The organism is Micromonospora sp. NPDC049139 (assembly GCF_055586845.1).
In genome coordinates this window covers 1-23332 of record NZ_JBVJHK010000038.1, presented here as the reverse complement: position 1 = coordinate 23332, position 23332 = coordinate 1, and the positions used below count along the sequence as shown (strand labels likewise).

Below are 23332 nucleotides of genomic sequence, written 5' to 3'. Positions count from 1 at the left end.
CGGAGGGAGGAGCCGGCATGATCCGTGTCCTGCTCGCCGACGACCAGGCGCTGATGCGGGCCGGATTCCGGGCACTGCTCGACGCCGAGGACGACCTGGAGGTCGTCGGCGAGGCCGCCGACGGCGCTTCGGCCGTCCAGTTGTCGCGACGCCTGCGGCCAGACGTCATCCTGATGGACGTGCAGATGCCGGGACTCGACGGCATCGAAGCCACCCGGCGTATCGCCGCCGATCCCGGCCTCGCCGCCGTCCGCGTCCTCATCCTCACCAACTACGGGCTCGACTCGTACGTCTTCGCCGCGCTCCGCGCGGGCGCCAGCGGGTTCCTCCTCAAGGACGCCGACCCCGCCGACCTGCTGCAGGCCGTCGCCGTCGTGGCTCGCGGCGACGCGCTGCTCGCCCCGGCGGTCACGCGTACCCTCATCAGCGAGTTCGTCGCCAGCCCACCGCCGGCTGACCCGGCGGTCGGACGCGACGTGCTGACCGCCCGCGAACAGGAGATCGTCGAGCTCGTCGCCCGGGGGCTGAGCAACGACGAGATCGCCAAGCGCATGGTGATCAGTCCGTTGACCGCCAAGACACACGTCAACCGGGCGATGACGAAGCTGCACTGCCGCGACCGTGCCCAGCTGGTCGTATGGGCGTACGAGTCGGGGCTGATCACGCCGCGTCGCCGATGACGGTGGGTCGGCGGCATGCCAGGAAGGTGGGCACACGTTCAGGTGCCGCGGAGTTGGATCTCGCGTCCGTGCCACCTGGAGCGCAACCACCGGTCGTGGCTGGCGACCACGACAGCGCCGGGGCTGCCACCGAGGGCGTCCTCCAGCTCGTCGCAGAGTCGGGGCGAGAGGTGGTTGGTGGGCTCGTCGAGCAGCAACAGGTCGGGTGGGTCGGCCACCAACAGGGCCAGGGCGAGCCGGCGTCGCTGGCCGACCGACAGCTCGCCGACCGGCCGGCGCGCCCCAAGTACTCCACCAACAGCCGCTCGCTGTCGCTGAAGCTGTAGGTCGTGTCGGTGAGGGACAAGGCCTCACCCCCGCGGCCGAACCCGCCGTCGGCGACTTCGAGGTAGATCCGCTTGAGCAGCGCAGGCATCGAATGCCCGACCGCAGCTTCGAGTTCAGCCACGGCCTCAGGTGGTGCGGGTGGTGGCAGCTTGCCGGCCGGCGTCTGCTCGCGGATCCGCTGGATGATCTCGTCGTCGGTCACGACGGCATTGATAGCACCTGCCACCGCCATCAAAACCAGCCGCGCATCCGCGCCCATGCCAACTACCGACAGGTACTGGGCCTCGGCTATTCCGACAGCAGGGCGACCGCCTGCTCGATCTCTTTCGCGGCTGTCGGCTTCACCCGTCCTGTGACTCGAACCAGCACTGTCCCGTCGCTACTGCGGTAGTGGTACCCGGTGCCCAGGATCGGCGCGTTCTTCAGCAGCCCTGGATGTACGCCGAGCGTCGATCTGCGTCGCCGGCGGACGGAAGACCTCGATCACGAGGCCTCGGTCGATGCCAACTACTTGTGGGACTGTAATTCGTCGCCGACCGCGAGGGCGCGCAGCGGGACGGGCTTGACCGGCGCCTGAGCGGTGAACGCGCCGACCTGTTCCGGCCCCCGGCCGGTCAGCGTGGAGATGAGCTGGCAGAGGCCCGGCTGGCAGGACCGCCCCTGGCACAGGCCCATCCCGGCGCGGGTCACCAGCTTCACGGCGTTCGCGGTGCCGAGGTGCGGATTGGCCCGCAGCGCGCGGCGCACGTCGCCGGCCCGCACCTCCTCGCACCGGCAGAGCACGGTGTCGTCGGTGACCAGGCTGCCCAGGGCCGCCCGGTCCGGCGCGAACCGGTCGAGCACCTGCGTGACGAAGCGTCGCCGGCGGCGCAGCTCCCGGCGGATCGGGCGGGCCAGCGTGACGGCCCGGTGCTCGTCGAGCAGCTCCAGGCCGCGCAGCACGCCGAGGGCGGCGAGCCGGCCCTCGACCTCCGCCTGCTCGGCACCCGCGACGCCGGTCAGCTCGCCGGCCACCGCGATCTGAGGCACCGAGGTCCGCAGCCACTCGTCGTGCCGGACCACCCAGCCGCCTGCGGGGGAGTTCCAGGTCACCGCGCAACCGGCCTGCCGGGCCAGCTCGACGGAGGGGACGAAGCCGTACCCCAGCGCCAGCACGTCGCAGGGGACGTCCCGGTCGGTCCCGGGCACCGGCAGCCCCGTGGGGCCGACCTCGGCGAGGGTCACCGTGGTCAGGTCCGGGTCGCCGGCGGCGCGGCGGACCACCGTGCCGAACCGGACGGGCACGCCCGCCCGGTGTAGGACGCGCAGCGCGTCGACACCCTCGGCGATCTTGCCTCCCGCGCCCGCCACAGCGGCCAGCCCGGCCGGTCCGGGCAGGAGGTCGCGGCGGCGCTGGATCAGCGCGACCTCGACCACCCGGGCGCCGGCCCGAACCAGTTGGGCGGCCACGACCAGCAGCAGCGGGTGGCCCCCGGCCAGGACGAACCGGCCGCCCGGCAGCAGGCCCTGTGCCTTGACGAACGTCTGTACACCGCCCGCCGTGAGCACTCCCGGCAGGGTCCAGCCCGGAAACGGCACCGGCAGGTCGTACGCGCCGGCGGTGAGCAGCACCGCCCGGGGTTCGAGCAGGCGGACCCCGGCCGGACCGTGCGTGGCGACCCGGTAGCGGCCCGGCGGGGGCTGGTCGCCGGCGTACCCGTCGAGGCCGGCCCGGGTGCCGAGGACGCCCCACACCGTGGTGTCGGCGAGCCACCGGACGCCGGGAGCGGCAGTGGCCTCGGCCAGGAGCGCCCGACCGGCGAAGGACGATCCGGCCGGCGGGGTGAACCCGGCCGGCGGTTGGCGGTAGATCTGCCCGCCCGGCTGCTCCTGCTCGTCGACGACGGTGACGGCGGCGCCGTGCCGGCCGAGGGTGGCGGCGGCGGCCAGCCCGGCTGGGCCGGCGCCGACCACCACCACGTCGGGCGCGCTCACCGGGGCACCGCCGTGCGGACCCGCATGCCGGCCCGCACCCGGATCAGGCAGGAACGCTGGCAGGGCACGTCGTTCACCGTCACGACGCACTCGAAGCAGATCCCCATGTTGCAGTAGGGCGCCCGGCGGGCACCGCCGCGCGTGGTGCCGACGGACCGCTCACCGGCGGCGAGCAACGCGGTGGCCAGCGACTCGCCCGGGTGGGCGGGAACGGTCCGGCCGTCCACCTCGATGGTGACCGGCTCGGGTCGGCCCATCGGGGTGCGCCTCGGCGTGTCCGGAGGGTTCGACGGGCGGTGTTCAGACAAAGTTCAGCGCTCCGAAGCGGGAGGGTGAGTAGTCCTCGATCGACCGGTCGGTCTCGCCGGTCACGACCATGCCGGCGAGGAGCCGGGCGTAGGTGAGGCCGAGGGTGAAGGCCGAGCCGCCGGTGGCGACGAACAGTCCGGGCCGGCGCGGGATCGCGCCGAGCAACGGCAGGTGGTCCGGGGTGAGCGTGGTCATGCCCGTCCACGTCCGGATCACCGGCAGGTCGAACACCGCCGGGACTACCCGGGCGGCGTCGGCGTTGCCGACCAGCGACTCGTACCGCAACTCCGGGTTGGTCTCCAGGTCGACCTGTCCAGCCCGGCTGACCAGCTTGGCCGGCCATCCGCCACCGATCAGCACGTTGCCGTCCTCGGTCTGCTTCATCGACAGCCGCCGGCCGACGTGCTGGATCAGGTGCGGCAGGAACGGCCGGCTGCGGGCGGTGGCGCTCATCGTCAGCCCGACCGGGAAGACCGGCAGCCGGACGTCGGCCATCGAGGCCAGCTCGGCGGTCCAGACCCCGCCGGCGAGCACCACCGTGTCGGTCAGGTGGGTCTCCCCGGCGGTGTCCCCGGGCCCGGTCCCGGTGCGCAGTTCCCAGTGCCGGCCGCGCCGGTGCAGCCCGGTGACCCGGCAGCCGGTGCGCAGCACGGCGCCGTACCGGCCGGCGGCCCGGGCCAGCGCCGGGGTGACCAGCCGGGGGTTGGCCTTGCCCTCGCCGGGCACGTGACCGGCGGCGAGCACGGTGTCCGCCAGGTACGGCGCGAACCGGCGCAGCTCCGGGCCGGAGAGCACGGCGACGTCGAGGCCGTACTCGCGTTCCAGAGCGGCCTTCCGGTCCAGCACGGCGATCTCCGCCGGGGTCTCGGCGAGCATCAGCCCGCCGGTGCGGGACACCCCGCATCGCTCACCGAGCTCGTCCTCGACGGTGGCCCAGGCCCGCATGGCGTCCAGGTGCAGCGGGAGCGCGCGGGCCGCCGCGCGGGCCCCGTCGTCGCCGTGCTCGACCATCCGGAACTCCAGCTGGAAGTGCAGGCTGCCCGCGTTCTGCCCGGAGGCGTGCCGGTTGACCTGGTCCTTCTCGACGAGCAGGACCCGGTTGCCGGCGCGGGCCAGGTGCCAGGCGGTCGCGCAGCCGAGCAGACCGCCGCCGATGACCGCCGTGTCGTACGAAGTCATGGGAGCAGGTCGAGCTGGGTCATGGTGGCCCGGACGCGGTCCTGTTCGGCGGGGGTCAGCGGGAGCAGCGGCGCGCGGACGTGACCGGCCGGTACGCCGCGCAGGGTGAGCGCGTACTTCATGATCGCCTGCGCGTTGCCGAACCGGGCGCCGTAGTCCGGCCCGAACCAGTCCTCCATGATCACCCGGTCGCGGGCGCCGAGGACCCGGGCCCGGTCGAGGTCCCCGGCGCGCAGGGCGCGGAAGAAGTCGGGGTGGTCGGCGCCGAGCACGGCGCCGGCTCCCATCAGCCCGTCACCACCGATCGTGGTCATCAGCTCGATGCCGACCTCGTTGGTGGGGATGCCGAAGTAGCGCACGCGGTGGCGCAGGGCGACGAGGCTACGGACGAATCCGCCGAAATCCGGGGTGGAGTTCTTGACCGCCACCACGGTGTCCAGCCCGCTCAGCTCCGACAGCAGGTCGGCGTCCAGGTCGACGCCGGTGCCACGGGGCCAGTTGTAGACGCAGAGCGGCAGGTCGACCGCCTCGGCGACGGTCCGGTAGAAGGCCACGATCTCCGACCGGGTGGGCACCACGTACGGCGGCGGGGTGAGCAGGATGCCGTGCAGGCCGGCGTCCCGGGCAGCCTCGGCGTGCCGGATCGCCTCCGCCGGCGTGTACGCGTTGCAGCCGCCGAGCACCGTGAGGCGGTCGCCGACCCGTTCGGCGGCCGTCCGGAACAGCGCGGCGCGTTCCTGTTCGGTGAGGCTGAACCACTCGCCCGTGGTGCCCCCGACGATGATCCCGTGCAGCCGCTCGGCGGCGAGCCAGTCCAGTTGGACGCGCCAGGCGGCGAGGTCCAGCTCGCCGGTGGCGGTGAACGGGGTGGTGACGGCCGGCAGGTAGCCGAACCAGTCGACGCTGTCGCGGTCCACTGCGGGGTCCTTTCGACGGGCGGCGTCGTACCGCCCGCGTGCGCGACGCGGGCCGGGTGACGTGCCGGGTGGGTCAGGGGGTGGGCGGGGTGACCGCGATGATGAGCCGGGCCCGCTGGTCGCTGGCGTTGCGGTAGAGGTGGGGCAGCCGGGAGTCGAAGGTGATCGCCTCGCCGGTACTCAGCACGTACTTCTCGCCACCGATCTCGGCGACGACCTCGCCGGTGACGGCGATCGCGCACTCGGTCGAGGGGTGCGCCCACGGCTCGCCGGAGCTGGAGTCGCCGGGCGCCAGCTCGGCTTCGAGCACCTCCAGGTCGCCCCGCCCCGGGGTGAGCCGGTCGTAGGCGATCTGCCCGGGGGGAGCGGCGAGCCGGGTCCGCGAGCCGGGCCGGCTGATGTGCACCAGCGGCGCGTCCGGCTCGGAGAACAGCGCCGCGATGGAGGTGTCGAAGACCTTGGCGAGCTTACGCAGGGTGGCCAGGCTGGGGTCTGTGGCGCCGTTCTCGATCTGGCTGAGCAGGGCGGGCGAGACGTCGGCCGCGGCCGCGAGCTGGCGCAGCGTGAGGGAGTGCTGCTGGCGCAGGTCGCGGAGCTGGTCACCGAGCATGCGTCTTTCCTCGTTCCAAAACAGTGTGGCTAGAAATGTTTGACGCAACTATACGCCTCTGTCTAGCATGGTCAAACACAAGGCGAACGTGTTTGGCGTAACTAGACAAGCGACGTCGGGGCGCGAACCGGACAGGAGTCCCGTCCGGATACATCCAACCTCATGACGGTCTACGGGCGAAGCCCCGCGAGCCGCCATCGGTTGGCACCGGCCCCCGACCTCGGCGTCACCGGCGACGTCGGCGCGACAACCCCAGAGCCCGTCCCGCGCGGGCCGGCCCATACGAAGGTAGGAACAGCATGTCGGTGTCCCCTCGCCGGCTCCGCGTCGGAGCAATCGCTCTGGCGGCGCTGGTCACAGCCTCCAGCACCGCGTGCAGCGCGGGCGGCAGCGGAGGAAACGGTAACGGTGGTTTGGCCAAGACCCTCACCGTCAACACCTCGTTCGTCCTCAAGACGCTCGACCCCGGCCGGATCTACGAGGCGACCGGCCTCACCGCCGTGCACTCCCTCTACGACACCCTGCTGACCTTCAAGGGCTCGGACGTCAGCAAGCCCGTCCCGGCGCTGGCCGAGTCGTACGAGGCCTCCGCCGACGCGAAGACCTTCACCTTCAAGCTCCGCGAGGGGGTGAAGTTCTCCGACGGCAGCCCGCTGACCGCCGACGACGTGGTCTTCTCCCTCAACCGGCTGAAGAACGTCAAGGCCAGCCCAGCGGTCATGGTCAGCGGCCTCACGGTCGCCAAGACCGACGAGCGGACCGTGGTGGTCACCTCGGCGACCGCCGACCCGAACATCCCCGTGGTCCTCGCGATGCCCTCGACCGGCGTGGTCAACTCCAAGGTCGCCAAGGAGAACGGCGCGACGGACGCCGCGGACGCCGCGAAGACCGACACCGCCCAGCAGTACCTGGACAAGAACTCCATCGGCAGCGGCCCGTACGTGCTGAAGTCGTACGACCCGTCGGCGCAGGTGGTGCTGGAGGCCAACCCCAACTACTGGGGCACCAAGCCAGAGTTCGGCCGGGTCGTGCTGCGCAACATGGACGTGCAGACCCAGAAGCTGACCATGCAGCGGGCCGGCGGCTCCGAGATCGCGCTGGACATCTCCGGCAAGCTGCTGGAGGGGCTGCCGGACACGCTGAAGACCTCCGCCATGCAGGACACCGTCTACTTCCTCTTCCTCAACGCCGACCCGGCCGTCTCCGGGGTCACCTCGAACGCGAAGTTCAACCAGGCGCTGCGGGCCTCCATCGACTACCAGGGCATCGCCGGGCTGTACGGCAAGGGCGCCGCCCCCGGCGCCGGGCTGGTGGCCCCGGCCTACCCGGGCGCGCTGCCCGCCGGCGAGGAGTCGAAGCGTGACGTGGCGAAGGCCAAGGCGTTGCTCGCCGAGGCGGGGCTGACCAACCCCACCGTCAAGTTCAACTACCCGGCCATCACGTACAAGGGCGTCGACCTGGGCACGGTGGCGACCAAGGTGCAGGGCGACGCCGCCGAGGCCGGCATCAAGCTGGAGCTGACCCCGCAGCCGCTGACCACGTTCCTCGACGAGATGCGTACGGGCAAGATGGCGCTCGGGTTCACCCCGCAGAGCCTCAACTACCCGGTCGCCGACTCGCTGATCAACAACATGTCCCCCGGCCAGGCCACCGCGCTGCGCTCGGGCTGGACGGTGGAGCGGGCCGACCCGGCCGTCGTGGCCGCCGGCAAGAAGGTCACCGAGACCCTCGACCTGGCCGCCCGGGCCACCGCCATGCAGGAGTGGCAGCGGGCGATGAACGCCGCCTCGCCGTACGTCGTCCTGGCCAACAACTCCTCCACCGTCGTGGCGAGCAGCGACCTGACCGGCACCGACTACACCGCCGCGGGCTGGCAGGTCGACCTGGCCGCCGTCGGCCGGGAGTAACCATCTCATGACGACGACAGTCGACGACGCCGAGCCGGGCGCGGTCACCACGACCGCGTCCCGGCCTCGGCCGCACCGGTCGCTGCTGGTGTTCCTGGCCAAGCGGGTGGCGATCACGGCAGGCCTGCTGCTGGGCGTCACGATCGTGACGTTCGGCCTGGTCACCGTGGTGCCCGGCGACCCGGTCACGGCCAACCTCTCCGACCAGGCGCTCAACGACCCCGCGACGGTGGCCGCGTTCCGCGAGAAGTGGGGCCTGGACCAGCCGCTGTACGTGCAGTACCTCCAGTACCTGGGCAACCTGCTGACGGGCGACCTCGGCATCTCCCAGCAGACCGGCCGCACCGTGACCGACGACCTGTTGCAGTACGTGCCGGCGACCATGGAACTGGCCATCCCCACCATGGTGCTGGCGCTGCTGATCGGCACCGGGATCGGCATGCTCGCCGCCGTCCGCAACGGCCGGATCACCGACCAGCTGATCCGCGTCGGCGCGCTGCTCGGCCTGTCCACCCCGCCGTTCTGGCTGTCGCTCGTCGTGCTCTACGTGTTCTTCTACCAGCTCGGCCTGGCGCCCAGCGGCGGCCGGCTCTCCACCGACTTCAGCCCGCCGCCGACGGTGACCGGGATGTACACCGTCGACGCCGCCCTCGCCGGTCAGTGGGACGTCGCCTGGGACGCCGCCCAGCACCTGGTCCTGCCGGTGCTCGTGCTGACCAGCCTGACCGTGGCGATGCTGGTCCGGTTCGTCCGCTCGTCCATGCTGGAGGTGCTCCAGCAGGACTACATCCGGGCCGCGTACGCCAAGGGCCTGCCCGCCCGGGTGGTGTTCCGCCGGCACCTGTTGCGGGCCGGGCTGGTCCCGGTGATCACCGTCTCCGGTCTGGCCTTCGCCTCGCTGCTCTCCGGCACGGTGCTGGTGGAGAACATCTTCGGCTGGCCGGGCCTCGGCCAGTACGCGTACCGCAGCGCGACGGCGCTGGACCTGCCCGCGATCCTCGGCGTCAGCCTGTTCGTAGCGCTGGTCTACACGCTGGTCAACCTCGCCGTCGACCTGCTGTACGGGCTCATCGACCCGAGGATCCGGCTGTCATGACCACACTCGCGCCCGACCCCATAGCGCCCGACCCGAAGGCGACCGACGCGCTGGCTCGGCGCCGGTTCCTGGGCCGGCTACGCGGTCGCTCCACCGGGCGGCCTATCTGGCGGCAGCCGATCGCCGTGGCGGCCCTGGTCATCCTCGGCGGGTGGCTGCTGATGGCGCTGTTCGCCCCGGTCGTCGCGCCGTACGACCCGTTGGCACAGAGCCCGGACGCGTATGCCCCGCCGTCGGGAACGCACTGGTTCGGCACCGACGCCCTCGGCCGGGACGTGTTCAGCCGGGTGATCCACGGCTCCCGCCTGTCGATCCCGCTCGCGCTCGCCATCGTCTCGCTCGCCCTGCTGATCGGCGGTCTGCTCGGCCTGGTCGCCGGCTACGTGGGACGGTTCGTCGACGAGGCGCTGATGCGCCTGACGGACCTGGTCTTCGCGTTCCCGCAGATCATCCTGGCGATGGCGGTGACCGCCGCGTTCGGGCCCAGCACCCGCAACGCCGTCCTCGCGCTGGTCATCGTCTCCTGGCCGGTCTACGCCCGGGTCATCCGCAGCGCCGTGCTGACCATGCGCGGCGAGGACTACCTCAGCGCCGCCCGGCTGCTCGGCGTCGGACCGCTGCGCGCGCTGCGCCGCGACGTCCTGCCCAACAGCGTGGGTCCGGCGATCGTGCTGGCCACCCTGGAGCTCGGCAACGCCGTGCTGCTGCTGTCCGCGCTGTCCTTCCTCGGCCTCGGCCCCCGCCCGCCGGCCGCCGAGTGGGGCTCGATGGTGGCGCTCGGCTCGCAGGACCTCTCCATGTGGTGGGTCAGCGTCTTCCCCGGCCTGGCCATCCTCACCGTGGTGATGGCCTTCAACGTGCTCGGCGACGCGCTGCGCGACCGGATCGACCCCCGCTACGCGAAGGGACGTTGAGAATGCGACCGCTGCTCGAAGTCGACTCCCTGGCCGTCACCCTGCCCGGCCCCACGGGGCCGCTGCCGATCCTGCACGACGTGTCGTTCACCGTCGGTGAGGGCGAGATGGTCGGTATCGCGGGGGAGAGCGGGTGCGGCAAGAGCCTCACCGCGCAGACCCTGCTCGGGCTGCTGCCCGCCGGCGCCAAGGTCACCGGGTCGGCCCGGTTCGCCGGGACCGAACTGCTCAGCCTGGACACCAGGCGCTGGCAGAAGGTGCGTGGCGCCGGCATCGCGATGGTCTTCCAGGACCCCACCGCGGCGCTGCACCCGATGCTCACGGTGGGCCGGCAACTGACCGAACACATGCAGGTCCACCTGGGCCTGGACCGGCGGGCGGCGGACCGGCGGGCGGTGGAACTGCTCGACCAGGTCCGCATCCCCGACCCGCAGCGGGCGGTGCGGGCGTACCCGCACCAGTTCTCCGGCGGCATGCGGCAGCGGGCAGCCATCGCGATCGCCCTCGCCGCCCGCCCCCGGCTGCTGATCGCCGACGAGCCGACCACCGCGCTCGACGTGACGGTGCAGGCCGGCATCCTCGCGCTGCTGGACCAGTTGCGCGCCGAGACCGGGCTGGCCGTCGCCTTCATCACCCACGACCTCGGGGTGCTCAGCGCGCTCACCACCCGCGGGTACGTCTTCTACGCCGGGCGCGTGGTGGAGACCGGCCCCACCGGAGCGCTGCTCACCGCGCCGCGCCACCCGTACACGGCCGCGCTGCTCGGCGCCCGCCCGCACGGCACCCAGGCCGTCGGCACGCTGCGTCCCATCCCGGGCGGGCCGCCGACGCCGGGGCAGGCGCCGCCCGGATGTCCGTTCCAACCCCGGTGCGGGTACGCCGAGCCGTCCTGCGGCACCGCGCCTCCCCCGCTGTCCCCCGCCGGCACCGACCGGTCGGTGGCCTGCGTGGTCCGTCCGCACCTGGAGGTGGCGGCATGAACGAGCCGGTCGGGTCGGGCAACCTGCTCGAGATCAGCGACGTCGAGGTGGAGTACAAGCCGCGCGGCCGGGGGCCAGTCCGGGCCGTGGCCGGGGTGAGCCTGGAGGTGGCGCCCGGCCAGATCGTCGGCCTGGTCGGCGAGTCCGGCTGCGGCAAGTCGTCGCTGGCCCGGGTGGCGGTCGGGCTGGCCGCGCCGAGCGCCGGGACGATCCGGTTCGCCGGCCGCCCGATCACCCCGCTCGGCTGGCGGCGCCGGCCGGTGCCGGAGGTCGGGCTCCAGATGGTCTTCCAGAATCCGTACGCGTCGCTGAACCCCCGGCGCACCATCGGCGCCCAGCTCCTCGACGGGATGCCGGACACAGTGACCGGCGCCGCCCGCCGGGCGAGGGTCGCCGACCTGCTGGACCGGGTCGGCATGCCGGCCGGGGCCGCAGAGCGGTACCCGCACCAGTTCTCCGGCGGCCAGCGGCAGCGGCTCGCCATCGCCCGGGCGCTGGCGCCGGAACCCCGGATGATCATCGCGGACGAGCCGGTCACCGCGCTGGACGCGTCGTCACAGGCGCAGGTGGTCAACCTCCTCGTCGGGCTGGTCCGGGACCTGGACATGGGCATGCTGTTCATCTCGCACGACCTCTCCCTGGTGCACGAGATCGCCGACGTCACGGCGGTGATGTACCTGGGCCGGATCGTCGAGACCGCGCCCACCCGTCAGTTGTGGTCCTCGCCCCGGCACCCGTACAGCCGGGCGTTGATCGACGCGGTGCCGCAGATCGCACCCTCCCCGCAGCTGCCCAGGACGCTCGCCGGAGAGGTGCCCGACCCGGCACACGCGCCGGTCGGGTGCCGCTTCCGGCCGCGTTGCCCGCACGCCTTCGGGCCGTGCGGCGAGCAGCCGCCCACGCTCGACCTCGGCGGCCGCACCGCCGCCTGCTGGCTCAACGACCCCACGGTGGCGCAGACCACCGTGCCCGCCGCGTAGAGGACACCGCATGCGCATCCCCACCGAACAGGTCCTGGTCAACCTCGCGCTCTACGACGGCGTCCGGGACGACGTCCAGCGCGACAGCGGCATCTGGATCGGCGCCGACGGCACGATCCGCGCGGTCGGGCCGGTCGACGACGTCCTCACCGAGGCGGGCGGCGCCCGGGTGGTCGACCTGCACGGCGACCACGTCATGCCGGGCCTGACCAACATGCACGTGCACCTGTCGCTCGGCCTGCCCGGCCACTTCGGCGACGAGGTGCACCGGTCGAACCTCGCCGAGCTGGTGCTGCTGATGGCCGACTCGGCGCGCCGGACCCTGCACTCCGGCGTCACCACCGCCCGGCTCGTCGGCGAGAGCCGGTACGCCGACTTCGCCCTGCGCAAGGGGATCGAACGCGGCGCGGTGGACGGCCCGCGGATCTTCACCGCCGGGCACGCCCTCTGCTGCACCGGGGGGCACGGCTGGGAGGCCGACGCGCTGGAGGCCGACGGGGCGGACGGGTTCCGCCGGCTCACCCGGCAGCAGATCCGGGCCGGCGCCGACCTGATCAAGGTGTGCATCTCCGGTGGGATCGCCGGCGAGTTCGAGTCGATCGACACCCCCCAACTGCTCGACGACGAGCTGGCGGCGGTGATCCGGGTGGCGCACGACTGGGGGCGCAAGGTCACCGCGCACGCCGGCCCGGCCGAGTCGGTGCGCCGCGCCGTGGAACTCGGGCTGGACTGCGTCGAGCACGGCTACGAGCTGACCGACGAGGTGACCCGGCTGATGGCCGAACGGGACGTCTGGTACGTCCCGACCATCGTGGTCAGCCGCTGCGAGCAGTTCTTCCGCGACTCCGGCGTGCCGGGCTGGCTGATGGACCGCGCCCTGGCCGCCGGGCCCCGGCACTGGGAGAGCCTCCAGCACGCCATCCGCAACGGGGTGCCGATCGCGCTGGGCAGCGACATGCCGCCGCACGCCGGCTACGACGAGACGACCGCGACCGTGCGTGAGCTGGAGTTCATGGTGGACGCCGGGATGCCCGTCGCCGACGCCCTGAAGTCCGCCACCATCCGCCCCGCGCAGTGGCTGGGCCAGGCCGACACGCTCGGCAGCGTCGAGGTGGGCAAGCACGCCGACCTGCTGGTCCTGCGCGACGATCCCACCCGCTCGGTGTCCGCGCTGCGCACCCTGCACACGGTGCTCAAGGGTGGCGTCTCCTACCGCGATGACCACGGCCGACTCGGCGTCGCCCGATGACGACGATCACCGAGGTCGCCGACCGGTACCTCGACGCGCTCGCCGGGCTGGACCCGGAGGCCGCCGAGGCGGCGGGTCGTACCCCCGACTCGCACTTCGCGGACCTCTCCCCCGACGGCTTCGCCGCCCGCGCGGAGCTGGCCCGCGGCACCGCCACGGCGGCGGGCGGCGCCGGTGTCGACGGCACGGCCCAGCGGGCCCTCGCCGGCGCGCTGATAGACCGGCTGGCCAGCGAGGTCGACCTCTACGACGCGGGCTTCACCACCCGGCTGCTCGCCCCGCTGGCGACGCCGGTGCACCTGGTCCGGCAGGTCTTCGACAACCTGCCCCGCAACATCGCGCAGGACTGGGCGGTCGTCGCCGCGCACCTGCGCCGGGTGCCCACGGCCCTCGGCCAGTACGCCGAGACGCTGCGCTGGTCGGCCCGGCGGGGGCACCTGGTCGCCCGCCGGCAGGTGCTGGCGGTCGCCGACCAGTGCACCGCCTGGGTCACCTCCGACGACTTCTACGGCCGGCTGGTGGCCGGGTGTCCGGACGGGCCGCTGGCCGGGGAACTGGCCGCCGGGGCCCGCTCGGCCGCCGCCGCGACGGCGGACTTCGCCGCGTTCCTGCGTGCCGAGCTGGCGCCCCGGGCCACCGACGTCGACGGCGTCGGCCGCGACCTGTACGCCGTCACCGCGCGCAGCTTCCTCGGCGCGACCGTCGACCTGGACGAGCTGTACGCGTACGGCTGGGAGGAGCTGGCCCGGACCGCCGCCGAGCAGCGCGCGGTCGCCGCCGAGCTCGGGTACCCGGACGTGGCGGGCGCACGGGCCGGGCTGGACGCCGACCCCGCCGGCCGGGTGCCGGTCGGGCCCGACCTGGAGGAGTGGCTGCGGGAGCGCACCGAGCGGCTCACCGACGCCCTGGACGGCCCGCACTTCGACATCCCGGCCGCCACCCGCCGGGTGGTGTGCCGGATCAGCCCCGCCGCCTCCGGGGTCATGTACTACACCCCGCCCGACGCCGGGTTGACGCGCCCGGGCGGGATCTGGTGGTCGACGCCCCCCGGCGAGTCGACGGTGCCGGTGTGGCGGCACGTCGGGACGCTCTGCCACGAGGGGCTGCCCGGGCACCACCTCCAGCACGCGATCACCCTCACCACCGTCGACCTGCACCCGTGGCAGCGGTCGCTGTGCCAGGTGCACGGGTACGCCGAGGGCTGGGCGCACTACGCCGAACGCCTCGCCGACGAGCTCGGCCTCTACGCCGGTCCCGCCGAGCGGCTCGGGATGCTCGACGGGCAGATGTGGCGCGCCGCCCGGGTGGTCATCGACCTCGGCCTGCACCTGGACGTGCCGATCCCGGCCGGGACCGGCTTCACCGACGCGCGCCGGTGGACCCCCGAGCTGGCCGTGGACTTCCTGGTCCGCGTCGCCGGGCTGGACCCGGCGACCGCGCGGTTCGAGGTCGACCGGTACCTCGGCTGGCCGGCGCAGGCGTTGGCCTTCAAGGCCGGGGCGCGGCTCTGGCAGCAGGCCCGCCGGGAGGTCGAACGGCGCGAGGGCGCCGGGTTCGACCGCAAGCGGTTCCACCAGCGGGCCCTGCGGCTCGGGCCGATGGGGCTCGATCCGCTGCGCGCCCGCCTCGCCGAGCTCTCCTGATCCACCCCCGACACCCCCGTCCGCCCCGACCGGAAGCGAGCCCCGATGACCGTTGACGATCTCACCGCCGCCATCACCGACATGTACCGGTCGTTGGGCGACCGGGCGGCGTTCGACGCCCGGCTGCACCCCGAACTGACGATCTGGGAGTCCGACGCACCCGACCTGCTGGACGGTCTGGCCGCCCTGGACGACCTGCGGGACCGCCGGGCGGCGGCCCGGGGACCGGCCGCGCCCCCGACCTCGGTCGCCCCCGAGCAGTTCCGGGCCGAGGCGTGGGAGGACACGGGCCTGGTCCGCTACGTCCTGCGGGCCCGGTACGCGACCGGGCAGCCGGACGACTGTTTCCGGGTGACGGACGTGCTGCGCCGCGACGAGCGGGGCTGGCGGATCGTGCACCACCACGCTGAGGCCCTCCGATGAGCGCCGAGGAACCGGTCACCGACCTGTACGACCTGCGGGTCGTGGTGGAACGGATCGAGGGCCGCTCCGTCTGCGGCCTCCAGCCGGGCGACCACATCGACCTGACCGAGTCGAGCCGGCTCACCATCCCCACCGGCCGGCACTTCTGCCTCTACGCCCTCGCGGCGTGCCTGCCGCTGCTGCCGGCCAAGCAACGTCCGTTGCCGCCGGAAGACTGGCTGGCCCGGGACTGCCACGTGGCCTGCCCGGATCCGGACGAGCGGGTCATCCTGCGGATCGAGCGGACCGCCCGGCGACAGATCCCGACTGGAGAACTCACGTGAGCACCGACGAAGGACGCTGGCTGGTCGGCATCGGACTCCAGTCCGACAAGAGCGCCGACGAGTACGCCGCGCTGGCCGAGCTCGCCGAAGGGCACGGCTTCGACGTGCTGTCGGTCTTCGGTGACCTGATGTACCAGCCGCCGTTCTTCCCGCTGCTGGTGGCCGCGCGGCACACCCGACGGATCCGGCTCGGGTCGGCCTGCCTCAACCCGTTCACCATGCACCCGGTGGAGATCGCCGGGCAGGTCGCGGCGCTGGACCTGGCGTCGAACGGGCGGGCCTACCTCGGGCTGGCCCGGGGCACCTGGCTGGATCAGATCGCGGTGCCGCAGGCCCGGCCGCTGCGGCGGATCACCGAAACCGTCGACGTGGTCCGGCTGCTGTTGTCCCGCAACGACGGGGGCTTCCAGGGCCGGGAGTTCACCGTGGCGCCCGGTACCGCCCTGCGCTACGCCCCGGTCCGCGCCGACGTGCCCGTCCTGGTGGGGACGTGGGGCCAGCAGACCGCCCGGACGGCCGCCGCGTTCGCCTCGGAGATCAAGGTTGGCGGTTCGGCCAACCCGGCGATGGCCAAGACGATGCGGGCCTGGCTGGACGACGCCGCGCCCGCCGGTCGGGCCGGTGACCAGGTCGGCGTGGTGCTCGGCGCCGTGACCGTGGTGGACGAGGACGGCGCGCTGGCCCGTCGGGTGGCCCGTACGGAGGTGGCCATGTACCTCGCCGTGGTCGCCGCCCTCGACCCGAACGTCGACATCGATCCGGAGCTGCTGTCGCGGATCCAGCAGCACGTCGCCCGCCAGGAACACGACCTCGCCGGCGCGCTGATCAGCGGGGACCTGCTCGACCTGTTCGCCTTCTCCGGCACCCCGGAACACGTCGCGGCGCAGGCCGCGGCGGTGTTCGATGCCGGGGCCACCCGGGTGGAGTTCGGCACCCCGCACGGTCTGACCCCGGCGGGCGGTGTCGACCTGCTCGGCCGCCGGGTGCTGCCGCTGCTGCGGGGGTGACGCCGTGGCGGGGGTGGGCATCCACCGGCCGGCCCCGCCACGGGCATCTCCGTTCCCCGCAAGCGCGATGGGACGGGACCACGGTCTGCCGCCGTCGACTGTGTGACGTGTCAGCCATTCACCGCTGTTGACAAAATGTTGCGTAATGGCCGCCGCACGCGCTGTCGCACCGCCGGTTTCCGATGCAGCGACGCCGACCGAAGGGGACAATTCCGTGAAGCGGGACCTGTGGGGCTCGAACATCCGGTTCGGCTGTCTGAAGTGCGTTCTGTGTGAGCTCGAGCCCTGCGCGGCCGTCATGCTCGTGGCCATGAGCACGTCGTTGCTGTACGTGCTGCTTCGCCAGGTCCTGCAGATGCTGACCCAGATCGCCTGCGACGGTGGGGTAGGCGGTAGTCGCACGAGCGGCGCGGCCTTAATACTCCAACGTCACTTGGCTTCGGCGTTGGGCGTAGCGCGGGTATGAGGACGGCCACCGCGTTGATCATCGATGGTTTGTGAGGACAACCGAAGATCGCGTGATGGCCGTGGGCCACAGCCTAGACCTTGACCGCTGGCGGTCGTCCTGGACGAGGCGGTGACGCGCGTCGCTGGCCGGTTCGTGCGGGCAGAGCCACGGCGGACTGCCGGGCAGTTCGTGGAAGGCCTGCTGTCGGGCGTGGAACGTAAGACCTGCTGGTCCCTGGCGGAGCGGGCTGGCCACTGTGATCCGCAGGCGATGCAGCGACTGCTGCGTACGGCGGTGTGGGACGCCGACGCCGTCCGCGACGACGTGCGGGACTGGTTGATCGAACAACTCGGCCACCCCGAGGCCGTCCTGGTCACCGACGAGACCGGCTTTCTCAAGAAAGGGTGTGTGCTCGGTCGGGTGCAGCGGCAGTACACCGGCACCGCCGGACGGGTCGAGAACAGCCAGGTCGGGGTGTTCCTGGCCTACGTGACACCCGCGGGCCGGGCGCTGATCGACCGGCGGCTCTACCTGCCAGAGACGACCTGGTGCGATCGCCCCGACCGCCTCACCGCCGCCGGAGTCCCCGACCAGATCGGGTTCGCCACGAAACCGACCCTGGCCCGACAGATGATCGCCGCCGCATTGGACGCCGGCGTCCCGGCAGGGTGGGTGACCGGCGACGAGGTCTACGGCGCCGACCCCGGCCTACGCGCTTACCTGGAACACCGTGGGATCGGCTACGTCCTCGCGGTCGGCTGTGACCGACGCGTGCACGTCAACGACGGCCGCACCCTCATCCGCGTCGACGACCTCGCCGAGCGGATCCCCACCCGAGAATGGCAGCTGCACAGCTGCGGGCCGGGCGCGAAAGGCCACCGCGACTACCTGCGGGCCTGGATCACCACCGCCACCAGCCCTGGTGAGCATCGGTGGCTGCTCATCCGCCGCAACCGCACCACCGGCGAGCTGGCCTTCTACCTGTGCTGGTCACCCCGCCCAGTGCCACTACACACCCTCGTGCGAGTGGCCGGCTCCCGCTGGAGCATCGAGGAGTTGTTCCAAACCGGCAAGGGCCAGATCGGCCTGGACCACTACCAGGTCCGCAGCTGGACCGGCTGGCACCGGTTCATCACCCTGGCCATGCTCGCCCTGGCCGTCCTGACCATCCTCGCCGCCACCGCCCAGCAGTCCGGCCGACCCGAAGATCATTGCGTTGACCGTCGCCGAGATCCGCCGACTTCTCAACGCCTTCGTCCTCGCCGCATCGCTACCGCCAGCGCACACCCTGCACTGGTCAACCTGGCGCCGAACATCCCAAGCCCGAGCCCGCCAATCCCACTACCAGCGCAGATAGGCGAAGTGACGTTGGAGTTCTAGGCATTGCGAATGCTCCAGGTGTCGGCCCGGCCCCGGCATGCTCATCGTCCCGTCGAAGCCTGCACACTATCGGGTGTAGCGGTTTCCAGTACCGGTGTCCGCAGTCGGGGCCTGGGCTCCATCGGACCAGGTGATGGTGTTGTCGTTGCCGTGGACTTCGAGGGCGGTGATCGCGCCGGAGGCGATGACCGTGGAGCCACTGCCGTTGATAGTGAGCCGGTCGATGCTGTCGGTGTTGACAGTGGCCCTGCTGCCGTCGATGGTCGCCGTCTGCGTGCGCCGGTTCGTGACCTTCGCGTCGTCGGCGGTGACCGTGAGCGTGGCGATCTCATCGACGTTGACGCCCGATCCGCGACCGGTGATGGTGGCGGTGCCCCATTTCTCGCCGAGCAGCATGCTGTCCGTGCCGCGAATGGTTACCGTGGTCGCGGCTGCGATGTTGCCGGAGACGTTGTTCGCCTCGACGGTCACGGTCCCGCAGTTGCCTTCGATGACGGGCGTAGCGTCGTCGGCCTGGATCGTGATGTTCTCGCCGTCCTCGCAGCGGCCGCCCTGGGAGAGATCGCGCGGACCCGTGCCTGCCTGGGCATCGGCGGCCGATGCCGTCGATGCCGCAGGCGATGCCATGTCCCCTCCGCTGCCTGCGACGCTTGCGCACGCGGTGAGTGCGATCGTCCCGAGGAACAGTGTCCCCGCCACCGCAGCGGTCCTGAGCCGACTCACGAGCGTACGCACTCTCCGTCCCCCATCTGCAGATTCAGGAGCCCACGGCCTCGCGTTGCCTCCAGAGAAGCACCCCGGGCTCCTGACACGCTCGAGCTTATCAACGCCCTTCGAATGCTGTCCTCGGTCGTCCGAGCGCGCGACGAGAAGCTGTGGCGCTGGTTGGTCACGCTCAACCGTTACACGGCACCGAGCTCAGCAAGCCGCCTGACGCCTTCAACGATCTGGGACTCGGCGGCGGCACCGTAAGAGAACCGGATAAACGGTGCGGGCGGTTCGTCGACCAAGAAGTGGCGCCCGTCGCCCGCGAGCACCCCGGCCTGATAGGCCGTCGCGCAGAATTCCCGAGTATCAGCACCTTCGGGAAGGCACACCCAAAAGGTGGATGCCGCCCTGGATGCGCAGGCTCGGCACCGTTGCGCTGATCGCGGACGTGAGGGCATCGCGCCTCGCGAGAGGCGTGGGCGAGATGTGATCGACACGGGCGTATCGGGTCAGGTCGGACGGTGCTCGATACAGGCGTGGAGCCATCGATAGACAGGTCTTTGCGACAAGATTCCGTCTTCGAGAGGGCTCCACGTGATTGCCTATCCTGCCATGGTCGACGTGCCCAGGGAACTGGTGCGCCACCTCGCCCGGCTGCTCGCGACCGAGCGCCGTGCCCGGGGCACCCGGCGCGGGACACGGGCCTTGACCTGCTTCTACCAGGCGTTGTTGGTGCTGGTCTGGTTCCGTAAGGCCGAGGACAAGACGCTGCTGGGTGCCGGGTTCGGCGTCTCTCGGGCCACCGCGTACCGGTACGTGTCCGAGGGCGTCGCGGTCCTCGCCGCGCAGGCACCCGATCTGCACGAGGCGTTGCAGCGGGTCGCCGACGACGGCTGGTCGTACGTGATCCTGGACGGCAAACTGTTCGACTGCGACCGCGTTGCGGAGACCACGCTCAGCGTCAAGGGCGACACCATCGACGCCTGGTATTCCGGAAAGCACCGCGACTTCGGCGCGAATATCCAAGCAATCATCCGCCCGGACGGGCTGCCGATATGGACCTCCGACGCGATGCCGGGGCATCTGCACGACCTGACCTGCGCCCAACTGCAGGGCATCACGGCCGCACTGAACTGGGCCGCCGCCGAGCTTGACCTACCCGCCCTGGCCGACGCCGGCTACGACGGCGCAGGCCACGGCATCAAAACCCCGGTCAAGCAACCCACCAACGGCCGGCGGCTCTCCGTGGGCAACCGCACCACCAACCGACTGCTACGCGGCCTGCGCTGGCAAGGCGAACGCGGCTTCGCCATCCTCCACGGACGCTGGAAAGCGTTACACCACACCACCAGCAGTCCCCGCGGAATCGGCGACATCGTCGCCGCCGCTCTACACCTGACCCACTTCGAATACCGATACCCACCCGCAAGTCGCTGAGATCACCTCACTGTCGAGCACGCGGATGTGGCGCTGCATTTCCCGACCGGCACCGACCCGACCATGCTCGCCGAGCGTATCCTCGCGTTGCCCGGCGCCGAGCAGCTCGTGGCGAGCGAGGAAACGGATCGCCGGAGGGTGCCTGGGGCGACGGTTCTTCTTGTCGGCCCGGACCGCCGCCAGCCCTTCGCCACCATTGTCGAACATGATGTGCCGGGCTTCGACGAGGCCTCCCAGCTCGACCGCCCCGGCGTCTTCCGGCTCGACCTGGACCTGGGCCGAGCCGAGTTCGAGAGGCTTTTCGGCTTCCCGCCCAAGAAATTCGAGGAGCACCGTGACGAGTTCGACTTCGCCCGGCTGGACACGGTCGTGCCACACCCCGGCTACGCGCTCTACGGCTTCGGCAGCATGTCATGCCCGACCCGCAGATGCTGCCCGAGATCGACCGGCTGCTCACGATTGCCCACGCCCGAGCAGTCGAACGCCACGAGCGCGCATCCCGGCGGGCGGCCGACCAGCAGGGCGCGTTCGCCGACAGCGCGGATCTTGGCGGGCTGACGGTTGACGGTCTTCTGCGGAATGAAGTTGCTCCAACACGGCTTTTGTCGTACTCCGGCCATGGTGGCGTTGGTCGATACCCTGACCAGATGCGACCTTTCCGTGCGAGCCTCGGGCCGCTGCTGCTACTTGCCCTCGCTGCCTGCTCGGGTCCCGACACGGCCGCAACCGCGCCTTCCTCGTCGCCGGCCGCGCCGCCCCGGCCCGGGCGGCCGGTGTCGAGCGCCAACCCGTACACCGCCGACGGCCCCGCCACGACCACGGATTACGGCACTCCTGGTACAGCGCACGCGAAGATCATGTATGAGCTGCAACAACAGGTACTGAACCAGGCCGGCGCGCCCGCGCACACGTCCGTGACCTGCAACAAGAAGTTCATCACCGGCAACGTGAAGGCGAAGTGCACGGTGAAGTTCGACAACCTCGCGGTGCCGATGGACGTGACCGTGTCGATCGCCGACCAGTACCTGACCTGGTCCGCCGTCGCCTCGGTCGGCGTGCTGTCCCGGACGAACGTGGGTTTTCTGTGGAACAGCGAAGCAGCCAACAACAACGCCCGGCCGGGCACCGCGATGTGCGACGCCGCGATGCCCGACCAGGCGGTGTTCCCCTTCGGCACGACGCCGTTCTACTGCTGGTACACCACAGAGTTGGGCACCGTGGTGGAAAAGCAGGTGTCGGTCGACCGGCGGAGCATCACCTTCGAAAAGGCCTGACCGAGCCATGAGGAGACTTCGCAAGCCGCCGAGGGCGAAGTCGCTCCGCCGGGCACACTCTCGTTTTCGAGTACAGCCTCAGCCCATTGATGAACGCCCTTGAGGACATGCCGAAGATAAGAGGTGCCTGCGGCGTCCACAAGAGCGTCCAGAGTCTCGAGGCCCGGACCCGGTCCGGCCCTTGCCGGGCCGACCAGCATGAACGCGGCGTCGATCTCAAGGAGTGGATGCGGATGTCCGACACCGTCGTGGTCGGTCTCGACGTCGGGGTACGTCCACCCGGGCGACCGCCCTGACCCTGGACGGACAGCGGCTGGGCACCGGCCGGGCGGGGGTGGCGTGTACGGTGCCATTACGTGTCGCACGTGCTGTGAGCTGGTCCCCGGCACGGCTGAGGCACCTTGATGGTCATGGTATTCCGACTGATCTATCTGGTCACGATCCGCGTGTTCGACGCCCTGCTGCGCGCGGCCCGAAGTGACAACGCCGTGCTCGCGGAACTGCTGGCCCTTCGCCATGAGGTCGCGGTGCTGCGCCGTCAGGTCCACGGCCGACCACGCCTGTCCTGGTCAGACCGGGCGATCCTGTCCGCGCTGGCCCGGCGGCTGCCCCACGCGGTCCGCGCCCACCGGATCGTGACCCCGGCGACCCTGCTGGCCTGGCACCGCCGGCTGGTCCAACGCCGCTGGACCTACCCCCACCGCGGCGGCCGACCACCCGTCAGCGACGAGATCCGCGAGCTCATCCGCCGAATGGCCCGGGACAACCCCCGCTGGGGCCACAAGAGAATCCAAGGCGAACTGCTCGGACTGGGCCACCGCGTCGGCCTCGGCACCATCCGCCGAGTCCTGGCCCGTGGCCACCTCGGCCCCGCACCCCGCGGCACCGACACCTCCTGGCGGACATTCCTGCGTACCCAGGCCACCGGCCTGCTGGCCGCTGATTTCTTCCACGTCGATACCGTGTGGCTACGCCGCCTGTACGTACTGGTCGTCATGGAAATCGCCACCCGCCGGGTCCACCTGCTCGGCGTAACCGAACACCCGACCCAGGCATGGGTGACCCAGCAGGCCCGCAACCTGCTCATGGACCCCGGCGAACAGACCAGCGACTTCCGGTTCCTCATGCCCGACCGCGACACCAAATACGCGGCATCGTTCGACGCCGCACTCGCCGATGAGGGCGTACAGGTGGTGAAGACGCCACCGCGCACACCGAAGGCGAACTGTTTCGTCGAACGATGGGGTCGCAGCATGCGCGAGGAGTGCACCGACCACGTCCTGGTCTACGGCCAGCGGCATGCCAGGGTGGTACTGACCGAGTACCTGCGACACTTCAATCACCATCGGCCACACCAGGGGCGCGGGCAGGTACCACCCAACCGTGAGCCGGGCATCGTGATGCCGATCGACGGCGTTGTCCGACGCCGACGACGACTGGGCGGGGTCATCAACGAGTACCACCGGGCCGCTTAAGAGCGCGTCTCAGGTGGCGGTTGGCTGACCTTGGTGGTAGATCATCTCTACTGTGGATGAACGGTTGGTTCACCAGTGGGTGCCGGATGAGT

22 protein-coding genes and 4 pseudogenes are annotated in these 23332 nt (G+C 71.5%); 19 read left to right on the top strand and 7 right to left on the bottom strand.

Going from position 1 to position 23332, the window contains the following annotated elements:
• The first annotated feature begins 17 nt into the window (after positions 1 to 17).
• On the top strand, positions 18 to 680 hold the full coding sequence (locus ACZ6Q9_RS33095; RefSeq protein ID WP_396831214.1) for a response regulator: 663 nt from the start codon (positions 18 to 20) through the stop codon (positions 678 to 680).
• Positions 681 to 718: 38 nt separating this feature from the next.
• Here ACZ6Q9_RS33095 and ACZ6Q9_RS33090 read toward each other — a convergent pair.
• Positions 719 to 958 (bottom strand): annotated as a pseudogene (locus tag ACZ6Q9_RS33090) (ATP-binding cassette domain-containing protein); the annotation flags it as partial.
• Between the two features lie 140 nt (positions 959 to 1098).
• Between ACZ6Q9_RS33090 and ACZ6Q9_RS33085 the strand changes: the two are divergent.
• Positions 1099 to 1398 carry a hypothetical protein gene (locus ACZ6Q9_RS33085; protein WP_396831212.1) on the top strand — a complete coding sequence of 100 codons (300 nt, stop codon included), beginning with the start codon at positions 1099 to 1101 and terminating at the stop codon, positions 1396 to 1398.
• 116 nt (positions 1399 to 1514) lie between these two features.
• Here ACZ6Q9_RS33085 and ACZ6Q9_RS33080 read toward each other — a convergent pair whose 3' ends face one another.
• The 5 genes from ACZ6Q9_RS33080 to ACZ6Q9_RS33060 form a co-directional block, all read right to left on the bottom strand.
• On the bottom strand, positions 1515 to 2981 hold the full coding sequence (locus tag ACZ6Q9_RS33080; protein WP_393455579.1) for an FAD/NAD(P)-dependent oxidoreductase: 1467 nt from the start codon (positions 2979 to 2981) through the stop codon (positions 1515 to 1517).
• Complete coding sequence (locus ACZ6Q9_RS33075) at positions 2978 to 3238, bottom strand: (2Fe-2S)-binding protein (protein WP_350710265.1); 261 nt, start codon at positions 3236 to 3238, stop codon at positions 2978 to 2980. The genes ACZ6Q9_RS33080 and ACZ6Q9_RS33075 overlap by 4 nt, the downstream gene beginning before the upstream one ends.
• A gap of 43 nt (positions 3239 to 3281) precedes the next feature.
• Positions 3282 to 4469: an NAD(P)/FAD-dependent oxidoreductase gene (locus ACZ6Q9_RS33070; protein WP_393455583.1), complete on the bottom strand. Its 1188-nt coding sequence runs from the start codon at positions 4467 to 4469 to the stop codon at positions 3282 to 3284.
• A complete protein-coding gene (locus tag ACZ6Q9_RS33065) occupies positions 4466 to 5386 on the bottom strand; it encodes a dihydrodipicolinate synthase family protein (protein WP_396831209.1) in 921 nt (306 codons plus the stop codon). Before ACZ6Q9_RS33065 ends, ACZ6Q9_RS33070 begins: the two co-directional genes overlap by 4 nt.
• Before the next feature lie 73 nt (positions 5387 to 5459).
• Positions 5460 to 5996: a helix-turn-helix domain-containing protein gene (locus ACZ6Q9_RS33060; RefSeq protein ID WP_357462292.1), complete on the bottom strand. Its 537-nt coding sequence runs from the start codon at positions 5994 to 5996 to the stop codon at positions 5460 to 5462.
• Between the two features lie 413 nt (positions 5997 to 6409).
• Between ACZ6Q9_RS33060 and ACZ6Q9_RS33055 the strand changes: the two genes are divergently transcribed.
• The 12 genes and pseudogenes from ACZ6Q9_RS33055 (at position 6410) to ACZ6Q9_RS33000 (ending at position 18323) form a co-directional block, all read left to right on the top strand.
• Positions 6410 to 7903: an ABC transporter substrate-binding protein gene (locus ACZ6Q9_RS33055; RefSeq protein ID WP_396831207.1), complete on the top strand. Its 1494-nt coding sequence runs from the start codon at positions 6410 to 6412 to the stop codon at positions 7901 to 7903.
• A gap of 7 nt (positions 7904 to 7910) precedes the next feature.
• The gene (locus ACZ6Q9_RS33050; protein WP_357462287.1) at positions 7911 to 8999 is read left to right on the top strand and encodes an ABC transporter permease; all 1089 of its coding nucleotides are present in this window, start codon (positions 7911 to 7913) and stop codon (positions 8997 to 8999) included.
• On the top strand, positions 8996 to 9913 hold the full coding sequence (locus ACZ6Q9_RS33045) for an ABC transporter permease (protein WP_393455588.1): 918 nt from the start codon (positions 8996 to 8998) through the stop codon (positions 9911 to 9913). Before ACZ6Q9_RS33050 ends, ACZ6Q9_RS33045 begins: the two co-directional genes overlap by 4 nt.
• 2 nt (positions 9914 to 9915) lie before the next feature.
• A complete protein-coding gene (locus ACZ6Q9_RS33040; RefSeq protein WP_393455591.1) occupies positions 9916 to 10893 on the top strand; it encodes an ABC transporter ATP-binding protein in 978 nt (325 codons plus the stop codon).
• A complete protein-coding gene (locus tag ACZ6Q9_RS33035; RefSeq protein ID WP_396831204.1) occupies positions 10890 to 11873 on the top strand; it encodes an ABC transporter ATP-binding protein in 984 nt (327 codons plus the stop codon). The genes ACZ6Q9_RS33040 and ACZ6Q9_RS33035 overlap by 4 nt, the downstream gene beginning before the upstream one ends.
• Positions 11874 to 11883: 10 nt before the next feature.
• A complete protein-coding gene (locus ACZ6Q9_RS33030; protein ID WP_363703174.1) occupies positions 11884 to 13122 on the top strand; it encodes an amidohydrolase family protein in 1239 nt (412 codons plus the stop codon).
• Complete coding sequence (locus ACZ6Q9_RS33025) at positions 13119 to 14765, top strand: DUF885 domain-containing protein (protein ID WP_396831202.1); 1647 nt, start codon at positions 13119 to 13121, stop codon at positions 14763 to 14765. The genes ACZ6Q9_RS33030 and ACZ6Q9_RS33025 overlap by 4 nt, the downstream gene beginning before the upstream one ends.
• A gap of 45 nt (positions 14766 to 14810) precedes the next feature.
• Positions 14811 to 15188 carry a nuclear transport factor 2 family protein gene (locus tag ACZ6Q9_RS33020; RefSeq protein ID WP_357462273.1) on the top strand — a complete coding sequence of 126 codons (378 nt, stop codon included), beginning with the start codon at positions 14811 to 14813 and terminating at the stop codon, positions 15186 to 15188.
• Positions 15185 to 15511: a TIGR04076 family protein gene (locus ACZ6Q9_RS33015; RefSeq protein ID WP_091105867.1), complete on the top strand. Its 327-nt coding sequence runs from the start codon at positions 15185 to 15187 to the stop codon at positions 15509 to 15511. Before ACZ6Q9_RS33020 ends, ACZ6Q9_RS33015 begins: the two co-directional genes overlap by 4 nt.
• Positions 15508 to 16518 (top strand): LLM class flavin-dependent oxidoreductase, encoded by a 1011-nt coding sequence (locus ACZ6Q9_RS33010; protein WP_396831200.1) that lies wholly within the window; start codon positions 15508 to 15510, stop codon positions 16516 to 16518. The genes ACZ6Q9_RS33015 and ACZ6Q9_RS33010 overlap by 4 nt, the downstream gene beginning before the upstream one ends.
• A 145-nt stretch (positions 16519 to 16663) precedes the next feature.
• Positions 16664 to 16984, top strand: coding sequence for a hypothetical protein (locus tag ACZ6Q9_RS33005; protein WP_393269797.1), 321 nt, complete (start codon positions 16664 to 16666; stop codon positions 16982 to 16984).
• 87 nt (positions 16985 to 17071) lie between these two features.
• A pseudogene (locus ACZ6Q9_RS33000) lies at positions 17072 to 18323 on the top strand (IS701 family transposase).
• An 89-nt stretch (positions 18324 to 18412) separates the two neighbouring features.
• Here ACZ6Q9_RS33000 and ACZ6Q9_RS32995 read toward each other — a convergent pair.
• Positions 18413 to 19045 carry a DUF3060 domain-containing protein gene (locus ACZ6Q9_RS32995; RefSeq protein ID WP_466021470.1) on the bottom strand — a complete coding sequence of 211 codons (633 nt, stop codon included), beginning with the start codon at positions 19043 to 19045 and terminating at the stop codon, positions 18413 to 18415.
• Positions 19046 to 19648: 603 nt separating this feature from the next.
• On the opposite strand from ACZ6Q9_RS32995, the gene ACZ6Q9_RS32990 reads away from it, so the two are divergent.
• The 5 genes and pseudogenes from ACZ6Q9_RS32990 to ACZ6Q9_RS32970 all read left to right on the top strand — a co-directional run bounded on the left by ACZ6Q9_RS32990 (position 19649) and on the right by ACZ6Q9_RS32970 (position 23240).
• Positions 19649 to 20491: a transposase family protein gene (locus tag ACZ6Q9_RS32990; protein ID WP_396831196.1), complete on the top strand. Its 843-nt coding sequence runs from the start codon at positions 19649 to 19651 to the stop codon at positions 20489 to 20491.
• A gap of 63 nt (positions 20492 to 20554) precedes the next feature.
• Positions 20555 to 20860, top strand: a pseudogene (locus tag ACZ6Q9_RS32985) (DUF6194 family protein); the annotation flags it as partial.
• Positions 20861 to 20904: 44 nt separating this feature from the next.
• Positions 20905 to 21765: a hypothetical protein gene (locus tag ACZ6Q9_RS32980; protein ID WP_396831194.1), complete on the top strand. Its 861-nt coding sequence runs from the start codon at positions 20905 to 20907 to the stop codon at positions 21763 to 21765.
• Positions 21766 to 21998: 233 nt separating this feature from the next.
• Positions 21999 to 22099: pseudogene (locus tag ACZ6Q9_RS32975) on the top strand (ATPase); the annotation flags it as partial.
• A 76-nt stretch (positions 22100 to 22175) separates the two neighbouring features.
• Positions 22176 to 23240 (top strand): integrase core domain-containing protein, encoded by a 1065-nt coding sequence (locus ACZ6Q9_RS32970; protein ID WP_396831193.1) that lies wholly within the window; start codon positions 22176 to 22178, stop codon positions 23238 to 23240.
• Positions 23241 to 23332: the final 92 nt, after the last annotated feature.